Genomic DNA, 19,388 nt, shown 5'->3' on the forward strand with positions numbered 1-19,388 from the left:
CCCGTCTTAGCTTCGCAGAAAACTGGCTTCTGCTTGTATTTCTTCGAAAAACAGAAAGTCTGTTTTTCCTTGACATACTAGTTGTTCTGTTCAGTTTTCAAAGAGCAATTTTGTAAGTCGCTTATCAATTTGGCGACTTTATTAATATACCATGTCGAGAAGATTAAGTCAATGTTTTTTTGAAAATAATTTAACTGTTTATCTCTCAAAATGTCTATCTTGTTGCCCTCTGTTGAAGCAACGTTAATTAATTTACCACGATTCACTTTTGAATGCAAGTACATTTTAATAAGAAATTAAAGGAAAGTATATTCATATAATTTAGCCAACTTGCTAACTTGCTATCACGTTCATTTTACAATGGGAGTTCTCCTCTTCTTCTAGATTATATCCAACTATAGAAGTATATATAAAAGCCCGCCAGAGTTTAACCTCTAGCGGGCTTTACACACACTCATATTATCTATTACGCATTTGTGGAAACAATAGTACGTCACGAATAGACGGCGCATTAGTTAAGAGCATAACTAACCTGTCGATTCCAATTCCTAGACCGCCTGTTGGTGGCATACCATATTCCAGGGCCTCCAGGAAATCGTCGTCCATAAGATGTGCTTCATCGTTGCCCTCTGCTCTTTCTTTCACTTGGGCTTCAAAACGTTCACGTTGATCAATTGGATCATTTAACTCACTAAACGCATTTGCATGTTCGCGTCCTACAATAAATAGCTCAAAACGATCTGTAAACCGCTCATCTTCTGGATTTTTCTTAGCAAGTGGTGAAATTGCAACTGGATGTCCATAAACGAATGTAGGCTGAATGAGTGTTTCTTCTACCTTCTGCTCGAAAAACTCGTTTACTACATGGCCAAATGACATGGTCTCTTTTATCTCAATGCCATTGTCCTTCGCAAGCCCTCTCGCTTCTTCATCAGACATTTCTTTCCAGAAATCTACTCCAGTTGCTTCTTTAACAGCATCTACCATATGCACCCTTCTCCAGGCTGGCTCCAGATCCACCTCTTCTTCCCCATAGGTCACTTTTGTTGTACCAAGAACTTCTTTCGCAATATGGGCAATTAAGTTCTCTGTTAAGGCCATAACATCCTTATAATCAGCATAAGCTTCGTACAGCTCAATCATCGTAAATTCTGGGTTATGTCTTGTAGATACACCTTCATTACGGAATACGCGTCCGATTTCATACACCTTTTCTAACCCACCTACAATAAGGCGTTTTAGATGTAGCTCAATCGCAATACGCATATATAGAGGAATATCAAGCGCATTATGATGTGTCTCAAACGGACGGGCAGAAGCTCCCCCAGGAATACCATGCATCATAGGCGTCTCCACCTCAAGAAACCCTTGTCCATCTAAATAACGTCTCATTGATTGAATGATTTTACTTCGCAATACAAATGTTTCTCTGCTATCCAGATTCGTTATAAGATCAAGATAACGCTGACGGTAGCGTTGTTCAATATCCTTAAGGCCATGATATTTTTCAGGTAATGGACGAAGTGATTTCGTCAGCAGATGAAATTCAGTAGCTTTAACAGAAAGCTCCCCAACCTTTGTTTTAAACATAACACCAGTGATACCGACGATGTCTCCTAGATCAGTGGATTGGAATAATTCATATGCCTCTTCTCCAACAGCATCTTTTCGAATGTATAACTGAATTTGACCACTTAAATCTTGGATATGGGCAAAACCTGCTTTTCCCTTTCCTCTTTTGGTCATCATTCTCCCTGCTATAGTCACTTGATCTGTTTTCTCTTCTAGTTCTTCTTTCGTAAATTGGTCGTATGAATCGAGTAGTTCCTGCGCTAGATGCGTCCGCTCAAACTTACTGCCGAATGGATCAAGTCCTTGCTCTCTGTAATTATTCAACTTATCACGTCTTACCCGCATATGTTCATTTAATTCTTCTGACACCACTATCACTCCTGTCATTAATGTAAATCCCTAATCTAATTTATATAAGCCTGCAAATATTAAGCTAGCAGATCTATTTCTAATTCATTTTTATGGCTGGACATCTTCTGTCTCTTTATCCAGCACTAATTCTTCTCTTGTAATTTCAAGAAAATCTGTAATTCTTTTAAGTAATTCATCGTCTGCCTTCTTCGTTCCTCTTTCTACAGCCCCTATAACAGCAATAGGAACATCTGCCTTTTCCGCAAACGTTATTTGTGTGTACCCTTTTAACTTGCGAAAGGCCTTTATTCTTCTACCGATTCGCTTTGCATCCATATTCGTACATCCTTTATGTCTGTTTCTGGAAGTTCTCTTACTAATTCCTTCACATTTTTCCCAAGTGCCTGTATCAATATCGTTGGTGCAATTTCAAGTAATGGTATAAGAACAAAAGCTCGTTGATGCATTCTTGGGTGAGGAATTATTAACCGTTCCGTTTTACTATTTTCATGATTATAAAGCAAAATGTCAAGGTCTATCGTGCGAGGGCCAAAGCGAACTCCCCTCTTTCTCCCGAGCTGTTGCTCAATTTCTTGGCACTTATCCAACAACCCCGCTGGAGAATCAGAGGTATGGACATGCACCACCATATTTAGAAAGTCTGCCTGATCGGCATAGCCAACAGGCGCTGTTTCATAAATAGAAGAAACCTTCTCTATTGTTATCTCCGAATGGGCCTTTAGCAACCGCAGTGCCTCTTTGAGATGGTCTTCTCTCGGTTCAATATTTGTTCCTAATGCAATATATACTGTGTTCATCCTATCTCTCCCTATATATTTCCACGGCAACAGAATGATAATGCCCTGGTATCGGAGGATCAGGCTTTATCACCTTTACCCTACAAGCCGTAAGCATGGAAAAGGAATGAAGCAACGTTTCAGCAATGCCCTCTGCAACGGATTCAATTAGGTTTTTTGCTTCTCCCTCAACAACTGCTTTGATCTTCTCATAAGCTTGTCCATAATGGATAGAGTCATGCATGTTATCTGATTGCCCCGCTTTCTGCAAACTAACGTATAACTCGACATCCACATTAAACCGTTGCCCGAGCTTGTTTTCCTCAGGGAGTAATCCATGATACCCATAAAACTGGAGATTTTGCAGAACTATTTTATCCAATTTCTTCACTCCCTGACTTAAGCATCGCATCCATCATTGTGGCCAGTTCTTTGTTCATTCTTACATTGTGGACCCGTACAACTGTTATGCCTTTCGTTATGCCGAGGCAGGTTGTTGCACCTGTCCCCACATCACGCTGCTTTGGCTCATTATTTAATACATTTCCAATAAATCGTTTTCGAGAGGTACCTAGTAACATAGGAAAACCTAATTCACGGAATGCCTCAAGGTTATTCATCACCATAAGGTTATGAGCTCCTGTTTTCGCAAAGCCAATACCAGGATCCAATATTATATTCTCTTCCTTTACCCCTGCTGAGCGGGCAATATCAATGCTTTCTCCAAGGTCCTGCTTCATATCCTCGATGAGGTCATCATAATCCATATTGTCGCGGTTGTGCATCAAAATAATCGGCACATCATATTCTGCCGCAACTTGCGCGATGGCTGGTTCTTTTTTTGCTCCCCAGACATCATTAATTATATCAGCTCCGGCCTCTAGTGCTCTTCTTGCAGTTTTTGCCTTATAGGTATCGATTGAAATAGGAATCGATACCTTTTCCTTAATCGCTTTAATAGCGGGAATGACTCGATTTAACTCCTCTTCTAGTGCTACGGGATCATGGTCCGGTCGAGTGGATTCCCCGCCGATATCAAGGATGTCCGCCCCTTCGCTTTCCATAAGGATTGCTTGTTGAACCGCCTTATCTACCGAATCATAGCTACCTCCGTCTGAAAAGGAGTCTGGTGTTACATTCAATATTCCCATAATATGTGTTCGTTCTGTTAAATCATATATAGTATGTTTTGTTTTAATTATCAACTAAATCGGCCCTTCCTTCGCACCTTTAAGTCACCTACTATCGTACCATAAACCCGCATGGCAGGCGACCTGTTTTGCCGTGCACTAACCGCGAATCAAACGTAAGCTAACCGGTATCCACCTATTCTCCCAGACAAAAGGCCAGCACCTCCGCAGGTGCTGGCCTTCATCAAAGAGTTCCTAGTTATTATCCTCTTCAAATTGGTAAAGCGGTGTAGATAAATAACGCTCTCCATTGTCAGGGAATACAGCTAGAACCTTTTTCCCTTTGCCAAGCTGTTTGGCAACCTTTTTGGCTGCTGCTATCGCGGCCCCAGCTGAAATCCCGCCAAGTATTCCATTTGTAGTAGCTACTTCACGAGAGGTAGCAAAGGCTTCCTCATTTGAAATACGAAGCACTTCATCATAAATTTTTGTATCGAGTATTTGTGGAACAAAACCTGCTCCGATACCCTGAATTTTATGAGGCCCCGGCTTATCCCCAGATAGCACAGCAGAATCCTCGGGCTCGACTGCATATACTTTAATCCCTTTAAAATGTTCTTTTAATACTTTTCCAGCTCCTGTAATTGTCCCACCAGTTCCAATTCCAGAAACAAACGCATCCAGTTCTTCTCCCATTTGCTCGACAATTTCTTTCCCTGTTGTCCGGGCATGTATCTCAGGGTTCGCTTCATTGTTAAATTGTTGTGGCATAAAATAGTCATTTTCTTTCTGTAATTCTGCTGCTTTACTAATAGCGCCTTTCATTCCTTCGGCTCCTGGCGTCAGGACAAGCTTCGCTCCATATGCACGCAGTAGATTTCTTCGCTCTTTACTCATTGTATCTGGCATGACTAGAATCGCACGGTATCCTTTAGCAGCTGCTACCATCGCGAGGCCAATTCCCGTGTTTCCACTTGTTGGCTCGATAATCGTATCACCCGCTTTTAAAGCACCCTCTTTTTCGGCTGCCTCTATCATGGCTAATGCAATTCGGTCCTTGACTGAACTTCCAGGATTCATAAATTCAAGCTTTACATAAATGTCAGCACTGTTTTCTTCCGCTATCCCATTTAGTTTCACAATAGGAGTCTGACCAATCAGTCCAGAAATATTATCAGCTACTCTCATTAAAACCCCTCCTAATTCCTAGTCATTTTGTATGATTTAATTCTAATGTACGGTTTATCACGGTAAATGTCAACCTATAGTAGTTTATTCATCATACACCCATTCAATGTCCAGTTCCTCCCATAAAGGGTTCGCATTTAGGGTTTGATCGAGTTCATGCATAGCTAGCTCACTTCTAATATATGGTTTCATTTCTTCATAGGTAAAATCGATTGCTGATAACCTTTTGTGAAGGTAAACAATGGCATAACCGCTTCCCACCTCGAAAGGCTCGCCATAAGAATGTTCATCCATATCTGCAACTACATCTTCATAGCCTGCAGGGAAGAATTGACTTGTAGTAAAAATGTATCCCATATAGCCGCCGTCATCCCTTGTTTCTTCATCAGTAGAGTACTCCTTTGCAAGCATGTTAAAAGAGGCTCCATTATCCAACTCTTCTACAACTTTATTAGCCGTTTCTTCATCTTCAACTACGATATGGGAAAGCTGCATGGATGGTGTAACGTTATACTGATTGCCGTAGGTCTGATAATGGCTCTCCATGTCTCCCACAGGGATTTCGGTTCCTTCCGTTAACAGCATTTCTAATTGGTAACGGTAACGGATATCCTTACGCCACCCCTCTTCTGCCTTATCCAGTTCTTCCTTGGTCATGACACCTTGCATAGCGGTCAGCATTGCTACTTCTCGGTCTATTACTTTCTCGTCTATCTCAATTCCCTTTTCTTCCGCCAATTGACTTACTACCTGGTGGTCAATTAACGTTTTCAATTGTTTTTCTCCATGGTTGGAACGCAAACTGCTCATCCAATTTTCGTAAGTGATTTCCACATCACCAATAGTAGCAACTGGTTTTTTCGCATCAATGGCAGGAACACCTTCATCCTCTTCACTTACAGATGTTTGCTCCCCGTTATTCCAAAAAGTTAAGGAAGCGATATTGGTAATGAGTAAGATTACGATGATGCTAAGCAATAATTTTTTGGACATTCCTCAATTCCCCCTGTGTACCTTGCTCGCTTTACTGCTTTAATGCCTTTAACTCTTCCTCAGTAAAAACGTATTTCTCATTGCAGAAGTGGCAACTTGCTTCAGCACCATGGTCCTCCTGAATCATGTTTTCTATTTCTTCATTTCCCAATCCAATGATAGCCTGTTCAAGTCTTTCTCTCGAACATCTACAACGGAATTCTATTGGTAGCTTTTCATGAATTTTAAGCTCTTCTTGACCAAGTAACCGTTCTAGTATTTCTTCTGGACTGTTCCCCTCTCTAATTAACGAGGAGATAGGTGGGATAGATTCAATTTGCTTTTCCAATCGTGTAATAATGTCATCATCCGCGCCAGGCATTATTTGGACAATAAAACCCCCAGCAGCCAAAATAGTGTGATCAGGGTTCACGAGAACTCCTGCACCTACCGCAGAAGGGACCTGCTCCGAGTTAGCAAAATAATAAGTGAAGTCTTCACTAATTTCCCCGGAAATAACCGGTACTTCTCCTGTAAAGAAATCTTTAAGTCCTAAGTCTTTAATAACGCTTAAATTTCCTTCTGTCCCTACTGCTCTTGCTACATCGAGTTTTCCCTTATCATTTAAATCAAAATCCACATGCGGGTTCGATACATAACCACGGACATGGCCATTCGCGTCAGCATCCGCAATGATAGCGCCGATTGGTCCTCCGCCTTCTACTTTTACAGTTAGTGAATCTTCACCTTTTAACATGGCCCCCATCATAGCTGTAATGGTCAACGTTCTCCCCATTGCAGCAGATGCAGTTGCCCAGGTATCATGTCTTCCACGAGCCTCTTCTACTGTTTCCGTAGATGTAGCAGCATATGCTCTTACTTTCCCCTGGTAAGCCGTTGCTTTTATTAAATAATCCTTCATGCTGTTTTCCTCCTTCTGCACATTACGCTTTGTAATTCTTTTGATAGATTAGGTAAAGTCCTTTCAATGTTAAATGAGGGTCTACATGATCTATCGTTTCTGATTCATGGGAAATTAACGATGCCAATCCCCCCGTAGCAATAACTGTTGTCTTTACATTGTGTTGTTTCTCAATACGTTTTACTATTCCATCGACTTGTCCTACATATCCATAAAACACACCAGACTGCATTGCCTCCACTGTTGAAGTTCCTACTACTCGTTCTGGTGGTACAATTTCTATTTTAGGCAACTTAGATGCTTTGCTATAGAGTGCTTCCATGGAAACATTTATGCCCGGGGAAATAACGCCACCCACATATTCCTCATCTTCATTAACATAGCAATAAGTTGTAGCTGTACCAAAATCAATAATGATTAATGGTCCCTTGTATTCCGTGATGGCGCCAACCGCATTTACAATACGATCCGCTCCAATCTCGTGTGGATTCGGGTACTGCATTTTAAGATGGGATTGAACGTCTGCTTTCCCGATAACCAGTGGTTCTATATTAAAATATAGCTTGCACATTTTCTCCAATGCAAACATTATCGGCGGAACAACAGATGAAATGATAACCCCATGTATATCTGAAAAGGCTATCCCTTTATGATCAAGCAAAGACTTAATTAGCATCCCAAATTCATCTTCTGTTTTATAACGGTCTGTCTTAATCCGCCATTCGTGTTTAAGCTCGTCCTGTTCAAACACTCCCAGAACCGTATTCGTGTTTCCTACATCCAGTACAAATAGCATAGCGAATCCAGACCCTTCTATAATAAAGTGAAACTTCATTTGGTGGGGGTTTCCCTACCTCCCCCCAAATGTTAATTGAACGAATCGGACCTTTACTGGCAGTTGGTCCCCCACTTAGATTGCTTACCAGGTTCTTGAAGTGGGGTGTACTACGAGTTTAGGCGGGATAAATCTCTGAAATCCCAATTTCACCTAAGTTAGTAATTATAAGTTTTTAGTTTTACTTTCCCACAGACAGAAACAGCCATGTCCAGCTCCGAGCACCAAAAACTAGGCGACTTCCCAAAGCGCCCTACGCTTAATTTCACTTTATAATATAACATAATTCAACATGAAATGTGCAATGTCTAGATTCGCTACCCTTGTTGGAGAAGGCTTTCTTTTAGGCTCACTAAATTATTTCTTCCCCTTGCCTAAAATCACTTCTTAGATAATGTGTTATAAATACTGCAAATAAAGATAAACCAGAGAGGCAAAAAGGCAGCCCTCCAAATTGAATTGGAAGACTGCCTTTCACATATCCGTTAATCTTATTTATTCTCTTTATCGTCATCATCACCAGAAGCAGGTTTGTTATCTTGCATGATCGGATCATTAATATAACGATCTTTTTCTTCTTTATGTTGTGCCTCTTCTTTTGCTTCTGTGTAAGATTCCGGCTCTTCGTCTTTAGATTGAATGTTTACTTTCACATCTTTAGATTCCGTACCGTAGTCTTCTGGCTCAGGAAGCGTCCCGTCTTCGAAGAGTGCTTTGATTTGTTTCGCATCAAGTGTTTCTACATCAAGAAGCGTTTTGGCAACCAATTCAAGCTTATCGCGATTTTCCGTAAGAATGGTTTTCGCGCGCTCATAACAGTAATTGATGAAATTCTGCATTTCCTGGTCAATATCACGTGCAATGGCATCACTATAATTCTGCTCATTGCCGATATCTCTACCAAGGAATACATCGCCACCGCCGCCACTCGTAAATTGGAGCGGGCCTATTTTATCACTCATACCGTACTCGGTAATCATCTTACGAGCAATTCCTGTTGCACGTTGGAAGTCATTATGTGCTCCAGTACTTACTTCTCCAAAGATTAATTCTTCGGCAACACGTCCACCAAGTAGTCCGGTAATTTTATCAAACAGCTCTGGTTTCGTCATGAAGTAACGATCTTCTCTCGGTAGCATGACAGCATATCCGCCAGCCTGACCACGAGGAACAATGGTTACCTTATGAACCATATCTGCATCATCCAGAACCATCCCGATAATGGTGTGGCCACTTTCATGGTATGCAACAATATTACGTTCTTTCTGTGAGATAACTCTGCTCTTCTTCGCAGGTCCTGCGATTACTCTGTCAATCGCTTCATCGACATCAAGCATATTGATTTCAGTTCGATCTGAACGAGCCGCAACAAGTGCCGCTTCGTTAAGAAGGTTTTCCAGATCCGCACCAGAGAATCCTGGTGTACGCATCGCAATAATTTTTAGATCCACTGTGCTATCTAGTGGTTTATTTCTTGCGTGAACTTGCAATACTTCCTGACGACCTTTTACATCAGGGCGATCTACCGTAATTTGACGGTCAAAACGTCCTGGGCGTAATAGGGCTGGGTCAAGGATATCTGCACGGTTTGTTGCAGCAATGATAATGATACCTTCATTTACACCAAAGCCGTCCATTTCAACAAGTAATTGGTTCAATGTTTGCTCACGTTCATCATGACCGCCGCCGAGTCCAGCTCCACGCTGTCTACCAACAGCATCAATTTCATCAATGAAAATGATACATGGTGCATTCTTCTTCGCGTTTTCAAATAAATCACGTACACGGGATGCACCAACACCAACAAACATCTCAACAAAGTCAGAACCACTGATAGAGAAGAATGGTGTTCCAGCTTCTCCAGCAACTGCACGTGCCAACAATGTTTTACCTGTTCCTGGAGGTCCTACAAGCAGTACCCCTTTAGGAATTCTCGCACCAACGGCGGAGAACTTACGTGGATCCTTCAAGAAGTCCACTACTTCAACGAGCTCTTGTTTCTCTTCATCAGCGCCTGCTACGTCTTTAAATCGTACCTTTTTCTTTTCTTCACTGTACATTTTAGCTTTGCTTTTACCAAAGTTCATGACACGGCCACCGCCGCCTCCACCTTGGGCCTGGCTAAGTATAAATAAGAAGAACAGTCCGATTATCAGAAACGGGATCATCGTAGTTAGAAAAGTTACCCAAGCACTTGGCTGTTCCTCTTCATCTACTAGAAGTTCACTTTGTTCATTTGCCTGATCAGTGATCGAAGCAATTATATCTGTATTATCTGGAACTTGTGCTACGAACTGTTTGTCATCATCCGTAAGCGTTCCGGAAAAACGCATAATACCATTTGATGGTTGCATCGTCATTTCTTCGATTTCACCATTGTTTAAAGCATCCATAAATTGTTTTACGTTAAATTCTTCTGCTTCTTCATTCTGTCCGTTAAATACTCCTATAACGCCGACAACGACAAAAAATATGAGTACCCAGAAGAATACATTGCGAAATATCCGATTCATTGCCTACCTCCTCCCAAGCGGGAAAAACTATATAACATCGTACCATAAGAAAAAGTTGGAATACAACTAATTTCCCTTATTCAACCAGTTTAATCCATGAATTGCTCTTACCACTTTTAGATCCCTATTTTAAGGAGAAAAACTATTCTTCTCCACCATAAATTTTCGGCTTAAGTACACCGATATATGGAAGGTTACGGTACTTTTCTTGATAGTCTAAACCATAACCAACAACAAACTCATTCGGTACTTCAAACCCAACTATGTCTGCTTTTACTGCTGCCGTTCTGCCAGATGGCTTATCAAGCAGTGTTACAATTTTAATGGACTTGGCTTTACGGTATTTAAACAGATCCACTAAATAACTTAAGGTTAAACCACTATCGATAATATCTTCAATAATCAGCAGGTCCCGGCCTTCTACCTTTGTATCAAGGTCTTTAACTATTTTGACTTCACCAGAGGATCTCATTTCACCCCCATAGCTGGAAACATCCATAAAGTCCATTTCTAAATGAACCTCCGTGTAACGAAGGATGTCAGACATAAATGGCATTGCCCCTTTTAGGACACCAATTGCCAATGGGAATTTCCCATCATATTCCTTAGTCAGTTGTTCCCCAAGTTCTTTACACTTATTAGTGATATCTTCCTGGGAGATTAAAATTTCCTTAATATCGTCGTGCATGTTTGCTCCTCCTACATGTTGCCATTTTCATAGTGTAATTGAATATACGAAGCAGTGTTCGACTTTCTTTTCGGGTGTCCCTTTTTCAGGCCGATAAGCCAGAGAATTTCCCCATTATTATCTGTTACAATTGGCCAGGTATCCCTCTCATTTCTTGGGATTTTTGCATCAATAAAGATGTCTTTTACTTTTTTACTTCCATTCAAACCTTTCCAACGCATCTTATCACCAAATCGCCGTGTTCTAATATGTAATGGTAAAGCTACCTGATCCATACTACAAAAATATGTAAGCTCGTCCTCCTCTTTACACTTGTTAACAGACACGGCCTTAACGGTTGATCCGTCTGGTAAGGAAACCTTCCCTGGTATCTCCATTATGTTATGAAACGTGTCGCCTTGCTCCTGTTGCGCTTCAAAATAAAACCGTACATTGGCATAGGACTTTTCCAACTTTAAATGGTGGGGGAAATCAATTTGGACATTGCTTTTTTCACTTTGTAATAATGAGAAAAAATGCGCTTCGTGTACATAAGATAGGTTCTTTGGCAAATCTTCATACAGATAATTTAATATTAGATGAAAGGCACGTCTTTGTAAAGCGCGGGGGTACTGCCTGAAGCTATTAATTTCAAACATGGCTTCCCATTTGGAGAGATTAGATCCTACCACCGCTTTAACCATATTTTGGGCTTCCATCTGGAGGAAGTTTTCATCCTCTTGAAGGGTTTCACTTAAGTGCTGCATTGTTGTATGTATATTACTGTTTTTTTCTTTTATTAATGGTAGAACCTGTTTTCTAAAATAATTCCGTGTGTAATTTATCTCATTGTTAGAAGGATCTATTCTCGGGACAATTTGTTCTGCAACACAATAGGCTTCAATTTCTTTTTTGGTGACACAGAGGAATGGTCTGATAATCCTTCCTGTCGCAAAATTTCTTTTAACAGGAATCCCTGATAATGTATTTGAGCTTGCTGAACGGACAAACTCCATTAACATTGTCTCAAGTTGGTCATCCCCATGATGCCCCAACGCTAGATAGGACGCATTAAACCGTTGCATTTGTTCAGCAAAAAACTGATAACGAAGCTCCCTTGCAGCAATTTGGGTTCCAAGGTGGTGTGTTTCTTTATACGCAGGAACGTCCAAAGAAGTTCCAACAAATTGAATATCCCACTGCTCGCACATTTCTTTTACATAGTGAAGGTCCTCTAAGGACTCCTCTCCCCGTAATTGATGGTCCACAGAAATTGCAATGAGTTTAAGTTGCCACTCCTTTCGCAAACTTTTAAGAAAGTGTAAAAGTGCCATGGAGTCAGGTCCCCCGGACACCCCTATAAGGACCGTAGCATTCATTGTAAGTAACTGTTTTCCCTTTATAAAAGAAAGGATTGTGTTTTTCATTATGTGCATCTCCAACTAACCCATTTTTGTTCATCCTATCACAGAATTAGCAGGGAATAAAGCAAGCTCCACTGCTGAACCAGACTATAAAAGCAGGGATAACAAATAGTAGCCAACAGCCAAAAAGGTCAAGCCACCTATTTCCATTACAACCGGTTTAGTCGATTTCGCCTTTTTCCTACTCTGGGATCGAGTTTGTGTTTGTTTATGTTGCTGTACCCTTTGTAGCAGCTGTATGAGTTCTCTTTTCATATCAGCACTCGTAGTGTATTTGCCCATTAACGCTTTTTTCAATACATGACGATATGGTGTAAGTGCTTTTACCTCATTGAGTTTTCGCATTAAGGTTGCTTCTGGGTTGGCCCCTTTTTCAAACCGCTTTGGATAATATACATGTAAGAACACCATGACGAAAGCGAATAAATCATAGCTCGGTTCTGCCCTTCTTGTCCCCATTCCCCAATAGCCCCGATCATAAAACTCTGTGTACTCCTTAATTGCTCGACCGATTTGTGTGGTTCCTCCTACATCCACCCACCGAAGCCTTGGCGGTGTCTGAATGACCATCAAATTCTCCGTCTTTAAATCACCGAAAACCCATCCAGACTGATGGAGTTTGTTTAGATCATCCAAAAGCTGTAGCATGAAAACGCCAAGCCATTCTTTCCCCTGCTGTTGAATAAAGGCACCTAAGGGTTCTCCCTTTAAGTATTCCATGACATAAAAGGAATACTTTGTCCCAAGCGGGGATGTCCAATCATCTACATCCAATAAATAAGGTCCAAGACGAGTACCCTGGACCTTTTCAAGTGATTTTAGCACATTGACCTCTACCGTCATCGATGTGCTATTATCACTAATTTTTAGTGCGGCAGGGCGTCCATTGACATCACATAAGTATACGGAGCCGATTGCACCTGCTCCAAGTTTTTTCTTAATCAGATATTTCTTTTTGTGCCACTTACCTTCAATGAACATTCCTGGTCTAACTTCCGAATCATGCTTCTTCCAATCCTGCTTCATCATCCCTGAAGCTCCTTAGTAAGGTTTTCTTTCCAAACTGATACATTGCTTCCCTAATCGCTGGACCTGTTGGTGTAATACCACCACTCGTTAGCTTTGGAAAGATAGTGGAAATAGAATCAAGTCTCGGAGACCAGTCAAATACTTTTTCCATATCCTTGCGTTTACCAGGGAAACTAAAAATGCTGAAACGATTCCTGCCAATTCTTGCATTTAAGCTGAGGGAAAGATCGATTAATGCTTCCTTCACCGTCTCGAGTTTATCATGCATACTGGCACTTGTATCAACGAGTACGAGTACTTCCAGGTCACATGTCTCCCCCATATCCTCCACAACTTCCATAATCTCTCCTCGTTTTTCCGGATCGAGGTCTTCCATGGATTGCTCTGAGCCGAGAATTTGCTTTAGCTCCTTGTTTACAAAGCCTTGCAATGTTTGCGTCATAGCCTGTTTTGTAACCATCTGTACGGTTTGGGAAAGGGATTGCTTATAGACAAGCTGACTTACCCCACCACCTGATTGCGCGATCTCCTCGACTTCCTGTAACCCTTCTGTCTCCTCTGTGTGTGAATCTTCCATAATCCCAATTACATTTACGGTGATACCTTGCTGATTTGCAAGCGCAGCAGTAGCAGCTGGGTCTTCTCCCTTATTAGAACATCCGTCTGTTATAAGTAATATTTGCTTTATCGTACCTTTTTTCAAAACCATCTACCTCCCGTTTATTCCAGTAACATCATCGCCAGAAAAAGGAAGGTTTATACATTTTCATAAGCCATACTCCTACTCTATTGCGCTTTGTCACGATAAACAGGAACTGCTGCCCATTCTGGTTTGTTCTCGGTAATCTTAGCCACAAGCACGGTCATATCATCTTCAATTTCGCCGGCACGTGTCCGAACAACCTCCTCTAGTAATAAATCAGCAATTTCTTGAGGATCCTCTGTCTTCATTTCGCGAATTTTTCTTTTTAACCACATATCTGTGTTTTCCACATGCTTTGGACCATCAAATATTCCGTCACTCATCATGATAAGGACATCCCCTGCCATAAGCTGATCATTCACAATGTCAACATCGAATTCCTGAATAATCCCCATTGGTAGATTACTTGCCTCCACGCGAATAAGCTTGTCTCCTCGTTTAATGAAACTCGGTGATGAACCAATTTTTAAAAAGCGAACAAATGCATTGTGTAAATCGATCACTGCTAAGTCTAATGTGGCGAACATCTCATCCGTCGTTCTTAAGGAGAGAATAGAATTAATCGACTTGATAGCTACCTTTTCTGGAATACCGGTCTGAAGAATTTGCTGCAAGAGTCTTAATGTTTCCATGCTTTCCTCTCTGGCACGTTTTCCGTTCCCCATTCCATCACTAATTGCCATAGCGTATTTCCCTGCACCAAGCTCTATTGTTGTATAGCTATCACCCGATACGAGCCCTCCGCCCTTCGCTGCATTGGAGGCGCCTGTTTCCACTACAAAGGCTTTTGCTGATCCAAAGGAAATATAACTGTACCCATTTGGGAATGGAGAAATCTCCTCTTCCTTCACAATAATCATTTCATTTAATATATCTGAGAGAACAGGCGCAATCAGTTTAGAACCTTCTCCGTTATAACTATAAAAACTAACCGTCATATCGATGTCCACACTGCCCTTTTCAAGTCGGTAAATGTCAAGCTTTTCAAGATCTATTCCCATATGCTTCAGTGCATTAATAATTTGCAGCTCCTGCTGCTCATGCTGCTGCCTTTCTTTTAAGATCTCTTTTGCAAAGTCATCCATTACCTCAGAAACACCTTGTAATTGATCTGCTACCAACCGTTTACTTTCCATTACTTGTTGTTTCAACCTTCTATTTGCTTCCAAGAAGGACGTTTCCTCCTTCATTGCTTCTACTACCTTCTTAGATTTCACACAGTAATTTTCAAACTCCCGGGCTACTTTTCGGTTTGGCTCATTTCCTTCGGCCATATCCTCTTTCATTTCCTCCATATAAGCATAAGTCTTATCAAATTGCTTCTGCCAGCAGCGTTCCTTCATAAAGCAGGTCTGACATGTTTTCTCTGTCACCTGGCTTAGAAAGTAATCTGTCTCTCGCTTTGAATCCTCTTCTTCCAGTTCGGGTGGATCCATGGTGTTAAAGCTTTTCGATAAGGCTTCAAACACATCGGAAAACTGCTCGACACGCTTTGCTGTCACATTGCGGACTTTTTGTAAATACTGCTCTTGCTCTTTCGTGTATTCTTCTGTCCCAGGGATATAGCGGGCAATTCGTTTAAAAATACTTGCCGGCGTAAGTAGGAATAAGACGATCGCCATAGATGACTCTATGATGGATGGTATGACATTGGCTGCATCACCATAAATGCCAATTAGGAAAGTCCCAACAAGCAAACCAGCAGCCACACCTGGCTTCTTCCCTTCCTTGAGCAAGCCACCAAGTAGACCGGAAAATGCGAGCAAGCTCATCTGATAAAGATTGGCTACATTCGCAAGGGATAGAATTAGCCCCGCCACTACCCCAACTGTAGAACCAATCGCTGCACCTCCAACAAACGACAATAGCAATACAAAGTATCTAGACAATACCTGTTCCGCCGAGGCACCATATAGCTCCCATCCAATTGTACCTGTGAGAATAGAGGCTATAAGGATAATCACACAGACAATTTCTTCATTTTTCAAACTCGGTTTATAACGTTTAGGTGATAAAAGTGGAATACTCTGCATAAAGATTAATACAAGGACCGTTCCCAGAATTCCTTCGACAAAGAGTAGCAACCATTCATAGGAGCTTAGCTGCCCATTAAGAGAATATAGAAATAGACGGGTTGCGACTGTGGAAGAAAAGACAAATAATGGAATAAGGATCTGCTGCCTTTTAACTTTCTTAAAAAACCCGGCCATTAAAATAAATAACAATATAGCAATAGAAAGAAAAATACTTTGCGGAATTGAATAAGTTAACGCACCCGCTAAAACAGCAAGAAGCGATCTGGCTGTTTTTTCACGATGAACAAACCACATCGTTGCAAGAAACGCTACTGCAAAAGGCGATACTGCAGAAAGGATAACAGCTCGTCCCAACAGAAATCCAACAATGTAGTAGAGTAGCCCTTTATCCAAAAAAAGCGTTGAAACTTTAGCTTGGACCTTCCTTCGAAGCGCTTCTACCTTATTACCATTCTCTGCTCCATATACACCAGGCTCTACCCCAGAAATTGAACTCATATAAAACCACTCCCGTCATTAGTGAGGTTAATTAAACCACATTATGACTTCTTTTTTTGTCAAAACAACAGAGCAGGTCCCATAAATCGTTCGACGTCTTTTTAGTACTTCAGCAGAGTTCTACAAGGTAAGAAGTTTTTTGTCTGCAGGCAGTAATCCATTACATAGCGCAATTTAGTCCATAAACCACCTATTTATGATTTCGCTTTAAGGAAATTTCATTGCCGAATCAACTGAGGTTATGGCGAAACGAGGTATTTATAACTTCACTTGGTATGTAAACTGCGTAATCCCCTTTCACAGAAAATAATTACTTTTATATTTCTAGTAAAAACCCCTTGCCAAAGTGATCACTATTTCATATAATACTTCTTATGCCGAAATGTTCGTGCATGAACTAATTTACAACCAGGAGTTGAATTGCATGGATAACGAAGAAAAGATCAGGCACATTACGTATTCGTTTCGCAAGATGCACAATATCTTCCATAAACAGATGTGGCATCATGCCAATGAGCTTGGTGTCACAGTAGTGCAGTTACAAATCCTTAAAATATTGGATGATGAACCAAACCTTAGCTTGGCTCAATTATGCGAACGAATGAATAGTGGAAAGAGCGCTGTTTCCACTACCGTTGATCGATTGGTAAAGGCAAATTACATCCAGCGAGAACATTCTAAAGCTGACAGAAGAGCCATTGTCCTGAGTTTAACCCCGCTCGGTAAAGAAAAAAAAGAGGAAACTCATGCACTATATTTTAAACGGCTGGACCCATTAGGAGAAATTAGTGAACAAGACTTAGAAGAACTGTTGCGTTTGCATCAGTTAGTTCAAGAAAAAATGAAATTAATCGGAGATGATATACAATGAAAGATCGTTCAGCATATGTAGAGGCTTCAGAGGTACCTAAAATACCCATAATATTCGTTATGGTCATGGGTGCATTTGTTGCTATCTTAAACCAAACACTTTTGAATATAGCATTACCAGTCATGATTGTAGATATGGATATGTCAGCAAACGCTGCACAATCCCTAACGACGATTTTCATGCTGGTTAACGGGATTCTTATTCCCATAACTGCTTTTCTTATGGAGAAGTTTTCAACAAGGCATTTGTTCCTTACAGCAATGTCCTTATTTGCTCTCGGAACACTAATTTGTGGATTATCATTTTCTTTCCCAACGCTTCTGGCCGGACGTGTCGTACAAGCATCGGGTGCTGGAATTATGATGCCACTACTAATGAATGTCATCCTAAGCCTATTTAGTATTGAAAAACGTGGTGCAGCCATGGGATATATTGGTCTAGCAATGATGTTTGCTCCAGCCATTGGTCCAACACTATCAGGGATCATTGTGCAAAATTATTCTTGGCGTGTCCTATTCTTTATTGTGTTTCCAATTGTCGTAATCGATATTATCCTTGCCTATTTCTTATTACGAAATGTAACCAAACTATCTAATCCGAAAGTGGATGTTAAGTCCATCATCCTTTCTACATTCGCCTTTGGCGGCCTGCTTTATGGGTTTAGTAGTGCAGGGGAAAAGGGATGGGGAAGTCTTACTGTTATCTTGACGCTCGCGATTGGTGCAGCTATTATGTTTTTCTTTGTTCGAAGACAGCTTCGCATGAAAACACCAATGCTTGAGTTTCGCGTATTTAAATATAATATGTTCTCTCTAACTACAGTTATCAGCGTAGTAGTAACCATGGCTATGTTTGCAGCCATGATCCTTATTCCAATCTATTTACAAAACATCCGTGGTTTCAGCCCATTGGAGTCTGGTCTATTGCTATTGCCCGGCGCTTTAATCTCAGCAATCATGTCACCTATTACTGGTAAACTATTTGATAAAATTGGCGCCCGTCCACTGGCTTTAGTCGGTTTATTCCTTACAGCAGTGACAACCTATTTCTTTGCAAACTTGACTGACAGCACTGGATATTATTCCATGATGGCATTATATACTGCACGTATGATCGGTATTTCCATGATTATGATGCCCATTATGACCGCTGGATTAAATCAGCTTCCAAGACGACTTTATTCTCACGGTACCGCAATGGCAAATACCTTACGCCAAATGTCTGGTTCAATTGGTACAGCCTTTTTAGTTACAGTAATGAGTGCCCAAACAGCCAAACATATACCAGAATTTATGCCGGCTACTGGGATGCCTACAGAAAAACAAATGGGGGTTATCGAAAACCTTGCAACAATCGAAGGAATTAACGATGCCTTTACAGTGGCAACCGTCTTTGCATTAATTGGGTTCGTTCTCTCCTTCTTTATCAAAAAGACAAAACCAGTCGAAGAAGATGAAGCCTACAATAAGCAAATGGCAGATAAAACTGCAGCTAAAATGCATGCCAGTACGAAACTACAAACAGAAAGTAAGTAAGAAGAAAAGCACAGAGCGCCGTTTAGTTTCTTGTGTTCTTAGCTAAAAGGGCGTCTCTAAAAATATTGATAGGGTGCACGAAGTGGCATCCTATCAATATTTTTACAAAATCTATTGACACATGGGCTGTCCTGCTGTATTATATTTTTTGTTGACTTATTTTGGCGGCGTAGCTCAGCTGGCGAGAGCGTACGGTTCATACCCGTGAGGTCGTGGGTTCGATCCCCTCCGCCGCTATCACTATCCCCTCTGCATGATGCAGAGGGGTTTTTATTTTGCCATTTCTAACTTTCTCACAGTCTAAAGAACAAAAGCGCAGGGCGCTCGTTTAGAAACGTAGCGAGT

At 41.1% G+C, this 19,388-nt stretch carries 17 protein-coding genes and 1 tRNA gene; 3 read left to right on the forward strand and 15 right to left on the reverse strand.

The genetic code is table 11. The features are described from left to right. Positions 1–459: 459 nt before the first annotated feature. The 15 genes from lysS to spoIIE all read right to left on the reverse strand — a co-directional run bounded on the left by lysS (position 460) and on the right by spoIIE (position 16,637). Positions 460–1,959, reverse strand: a complete 1,500-nt coding sequence (gene lysS, locus AC6CHS_RS04980; RefSeq protein ID WP_498234578.1) for a lysine--tRNA ligase — start codon at positions 1,957–1,959, stop codon at positions 460–462. A gap of 72 nt (positions 1,960–2,031) precedes the next feature. Further along, a complete protein-coding gene (locus AC6CHS_RS04985) occupies positions 2,032–2,259 on the reverse strand; it encodes a helix-turn-helix domain-containing protein (RefSeq protein ID WP_379551875.1) in 228 nt (75 codons plus the stop codon). Further along, the gene (folK, locus tag AC6CHS_RS04990; protein ID WP_498234580.1) at positions 2,229–2,741 is read right to left on the reverse strand and encodes a 2-amino-4-hydroxy-6-hydroxymethyldihydropteridine diphosphokinase; all 513 of its coding nucleotides are present in this window, start codon (positions 2,739–2,741) and stop codon (positions 2,229–2,231) included. The genes AC6CHS_RS04985 and folK overlap by 31 nt, the downstream gene beginning before the upstream one ends. Before the next feature lies 1 nt (position 2,742). Next, a complete protein-coding gene (gene folB / locus AC6CHS_RS04995) occupies positions 2,743–3,102 on the reverse strand; it encodes a dihydroneopterin aldolase (protein WP_036578244.1) in 360 nt (119 codons plus the stop codon). Further along, the gene (gene folP, locus AC6CHS_RS05000; protein WP_498234582.1) at positions 3,095–3,925 is read right to left on the reverse strand and encodes a dihydropteroate synthase; all 831 of its coding nucleotides are present in this window, start codon (positions 3,923–3,925) and stop codon (positions 3,095–3,097) included. The genes folB and folP overlap by 8 nt, the downstream gene beginning before the upstream one ends. 180 nt (positions 3,926–4,105) lie before the next feature. Continuing rightward, positions 4,106–5,038, reverse strand: a complete 933-nt coding sequence (gene cysK / locus AC6CHS_RS05005) for a cysteine synthase A (protein ID WP_498234584.1) — start codon at positions 5,036–5,038, stop codon at positions 4,106–4,108. A gap of 84 nt (positions 5,039–5,122) precedes the next feature. Then, positions 5,123–6,031: a peptidylprolyl isomerase gene (locus tag AC6CHS_RS05010; protein ID WP_498234585.1), complete on the reverse strand. Its 909-nt coding sequence runs from the start codon at positions 6,029–6,031 to the stop codon at positions 5,123–5,125. A gap of 31 nt (positions 6,032–6,062) precedes the next feature. Continuing rightward, positions 6,063–6,932: an Hsp33 family molecular chaperone HslO gene (hslO, locus tag AC6CHS_RS05015; protein ID WP_498234587.1), complete on the reverse strand. Its 870-nt coding sequence runs from the start codon at positions 6,930–6,932 to the stop codon at positions 6,063–6,065. A 22-nt stretch (positions 6,933–6,954) separates the two neighbouring features. After that, positions 6,955–7,728 (reverse strand): type III pantothenate kinase, encoded by a 774-nt coding sequence (locus tag AC6CHS_RS05020; protein WP_498235673.1) that lies wholly within the window; start codon positions 7,726–7,728, stop codon positions 6,955–6,957. 530 nt (positions 7,729–8,258) lie between these two features. Beyond that, positions 8,259–10,280 carry an ATP-dependent zinc metalloprotease FtsH gene (ftsH, locus tag AC6CHS_RS05025; protein WP_498234588.1) on the reverse strand — a complete coding sequence of 674 codons (2,022 nt, stop codon included), beginning with the start codon at positions 10,278–10,280 and terminating at the stop codon, positions 8,259–8,261. Positions 10,281–10,422: 142 nt separating this feature from the next. Continuing rightward, the gene (hpt, locus tag AC6CHS_RS05030) at positions 10,423–10,968 is read right to left on the reverse strand and encodes a hypoxanthine phosphoribosyltransferase (RefSeq protein WP_106895391.1); all 546 of its coding nucleotides are present in this window, start codon (positions 10,966–10,968) and stop codon (positions 10,423–10,425) included. A gap of 11 nt (positions 10,969–10,979) precedes the next feature. After that, entirely contained in the window at positions 10,980–12,374 is a 1,395-nt protein-coding gene (gene tilS, locus AC6CHS_RS05035) for a tRNA lysidine(34) synthetase TilS (RefSeq protein WP_498234590.1), read from the reverse strand. 84 nt (positions 12,375–12,458) lie between these two features. Beyond that, positions 12,459–13,397, reverse strand: a complete 939-nt coding sequence (prkT, locus tag AC6CHS_RS05040) for a serine/threonine protein kinase PrkT (RefSeq protein WP_498235674.1) — start codon at positions 13,395–13,397, stop codon at positions 12,459–12,461. Beyond that, positions 13,372–14,103, reverse strand: coding sequence for a VWA domain-containing protein (locus AC6CHS_RS05045; protein ID WP_498234591.1), 732 nt, complete (start codon positions 14,101–14,103; stop codon positions 13,372–13,374). Before AC6CHS_RS05045 ends, prkT begins: the two co-directional genes overlap by 26 nt. Positions 14,104–14,186: 83 nt before the next feature. After that, positions 14,187–16,637: a stage II sporulation protein E gene (gene spoIIE, locus AC6CHS_RS05050; RefSeq protein ID WP_498234592.1), complete on the reverse strand. Its 2,451-nt coding sequence runs from the start codon at positions 16,635–16,637 to the stop codon at positions 14,187–14,189. Positions 16,638–17,061: 424 nt separating this feature from the next. Here spoIIE and AC6CHS_RS05055 point away from each other — a divergent pair, with 424 nt between their 5' ends. The 3 genes from AC6CHS_RS05055 (at position 17,062) to AC6CHS_RS05065 (ending at position 19,280) form a co-directional block, all read left to right on the forward strand. Then, on the forward strand, positions 17,062–17,508 hold the full coding sequence (locus AC6CHS_RS05055; RefSeq protein ID WP_106895388.1) for a MarR family winged helix-turn-helix transcriptional regulator: 447 nt from the start codon (positions 17,062–17,064) through the stop codon (positions 17,506–17,508). Next, positions 17,505–19,043 (forward strand): DHA2 family efflux MFS transporter permease subunit, encoded by a 1,539-nt coding sequence (locus AC6CHS_RS05060; RefSeq protein ID WP_498234594.1) that lies wholly within the window; start codon positions 17,505–17,507, stop codon positions 19,041–19,043. Before AC6CHS_RS05055 ends, AC6CHS_RS05060 begins: the two co-directional genes overlap by 4 nt. Before the next feature lie 163 nt (positions 19,044–19,206). Further along, positions 19,207–19,280: transfer RNA gene (locus AC6CHS_RS05065), tRNA-Met, on the forward strand. Positions 19,281–19,388 lie beyond the last annotated feature (108 nt).

Source organism: Oceanobacillus sp. GQ8, assembly GCF_059758495.1.

Bases quoted from the DNA above. Each gene is read 5' to 3' on its own strand.
- lysS (WP_498234578.1), bottom strand. From the start codon at position 1,959: ATGACAGGAGTGATAGTGGTGTCAGAAGAATTAAATGAACATATGCGG.
- AC6CHS_RS04985 (WP_379551875.1), bottom strand. From the start codon at position 2,259: ATGGATGCAAAGCGAATCGGTAGAAGAATAAAGGCCTTTCGCAAGTTA.
- folK (WP_498234580.1), bottom strand. From the start codon at position 2,741: ATGAACACAGTATATATTGCATTAGGAACAAATATTGAACCGAGAGAA.
- cysK (WP_498234584.1), bottom strand. From the start codon at position 5,038: ATGAGAGTAGCTGATAATATTTCTGGACTGATTGGTCAGACTCCTATT.
- AC6CHS_RS05010 (WP_498234585.1), bottom strand. From the start codon at position 6,031: ATGTCCAAAAAATTATTGCTTAGCATCATCGTAATCTTACTCATTACC.
- hslO (WP_498234587.1), bottom strand. From the start codon at position 6,932: ATGAAGGATTATTTAATAAAAGCAACGGCTTACCAGGGGAAAGTAAGA.
- AC6CHS_RS05020 (WP_498235673.1), bottom strand. From the start codon at position 7,728: ATGCTATTTGTACTGGATGTAGGAAACACGAATACGGTTCTGGGAGTG.
- ftsH (WP_498234588.1), bottom strand. From the start codon at position 10,280: ATGAATCGGATATTTCGCAATGTATTCTTCTGGGTACTCATATTTTTT.
- hpt (WP_106895391.1), bottom strand. From the start codon at position 10,968: ATGCACGACGATATTAAGGAAATTTTAATCTCCCAGGAAGATATCACT.
- tilS (WP_498234590.1), bottom strand. From the start codon at position 12,374: ATGAAAAACACAATCCTTTCTTTTATAAAGGGAAAACAGTTACTTACA.
- prkT (WP_498235674.1), bottom strand. From the start codon at position 13,397: ATGAAGCAGGATTGGAAGAAGCATGATTCGGAAGTTAGACCAGGAATG.
- spoIIE (WP_498234592.1), bottom strand. From the start codon at position 16,637: ATGAGTTCAATTTCTGGGGTAGAGCCTGGTGTATATGGAGCAGAGAAT.
- AC6CHS_RS05055 (WP_106895388.1), top strand. From the start codon at position 17,062: ATGGATAACGAAGAAAAGATCAGGCACATTACGTATTCGTTTCGCAAG.
- AC6CHS_RS05060 (WP_498234594.1), top strand. From the start codon at position 17,505: ATGAAAGATCGTTCAGCATATGTAGAGGCTTCAGAGGTACCTAAAATA.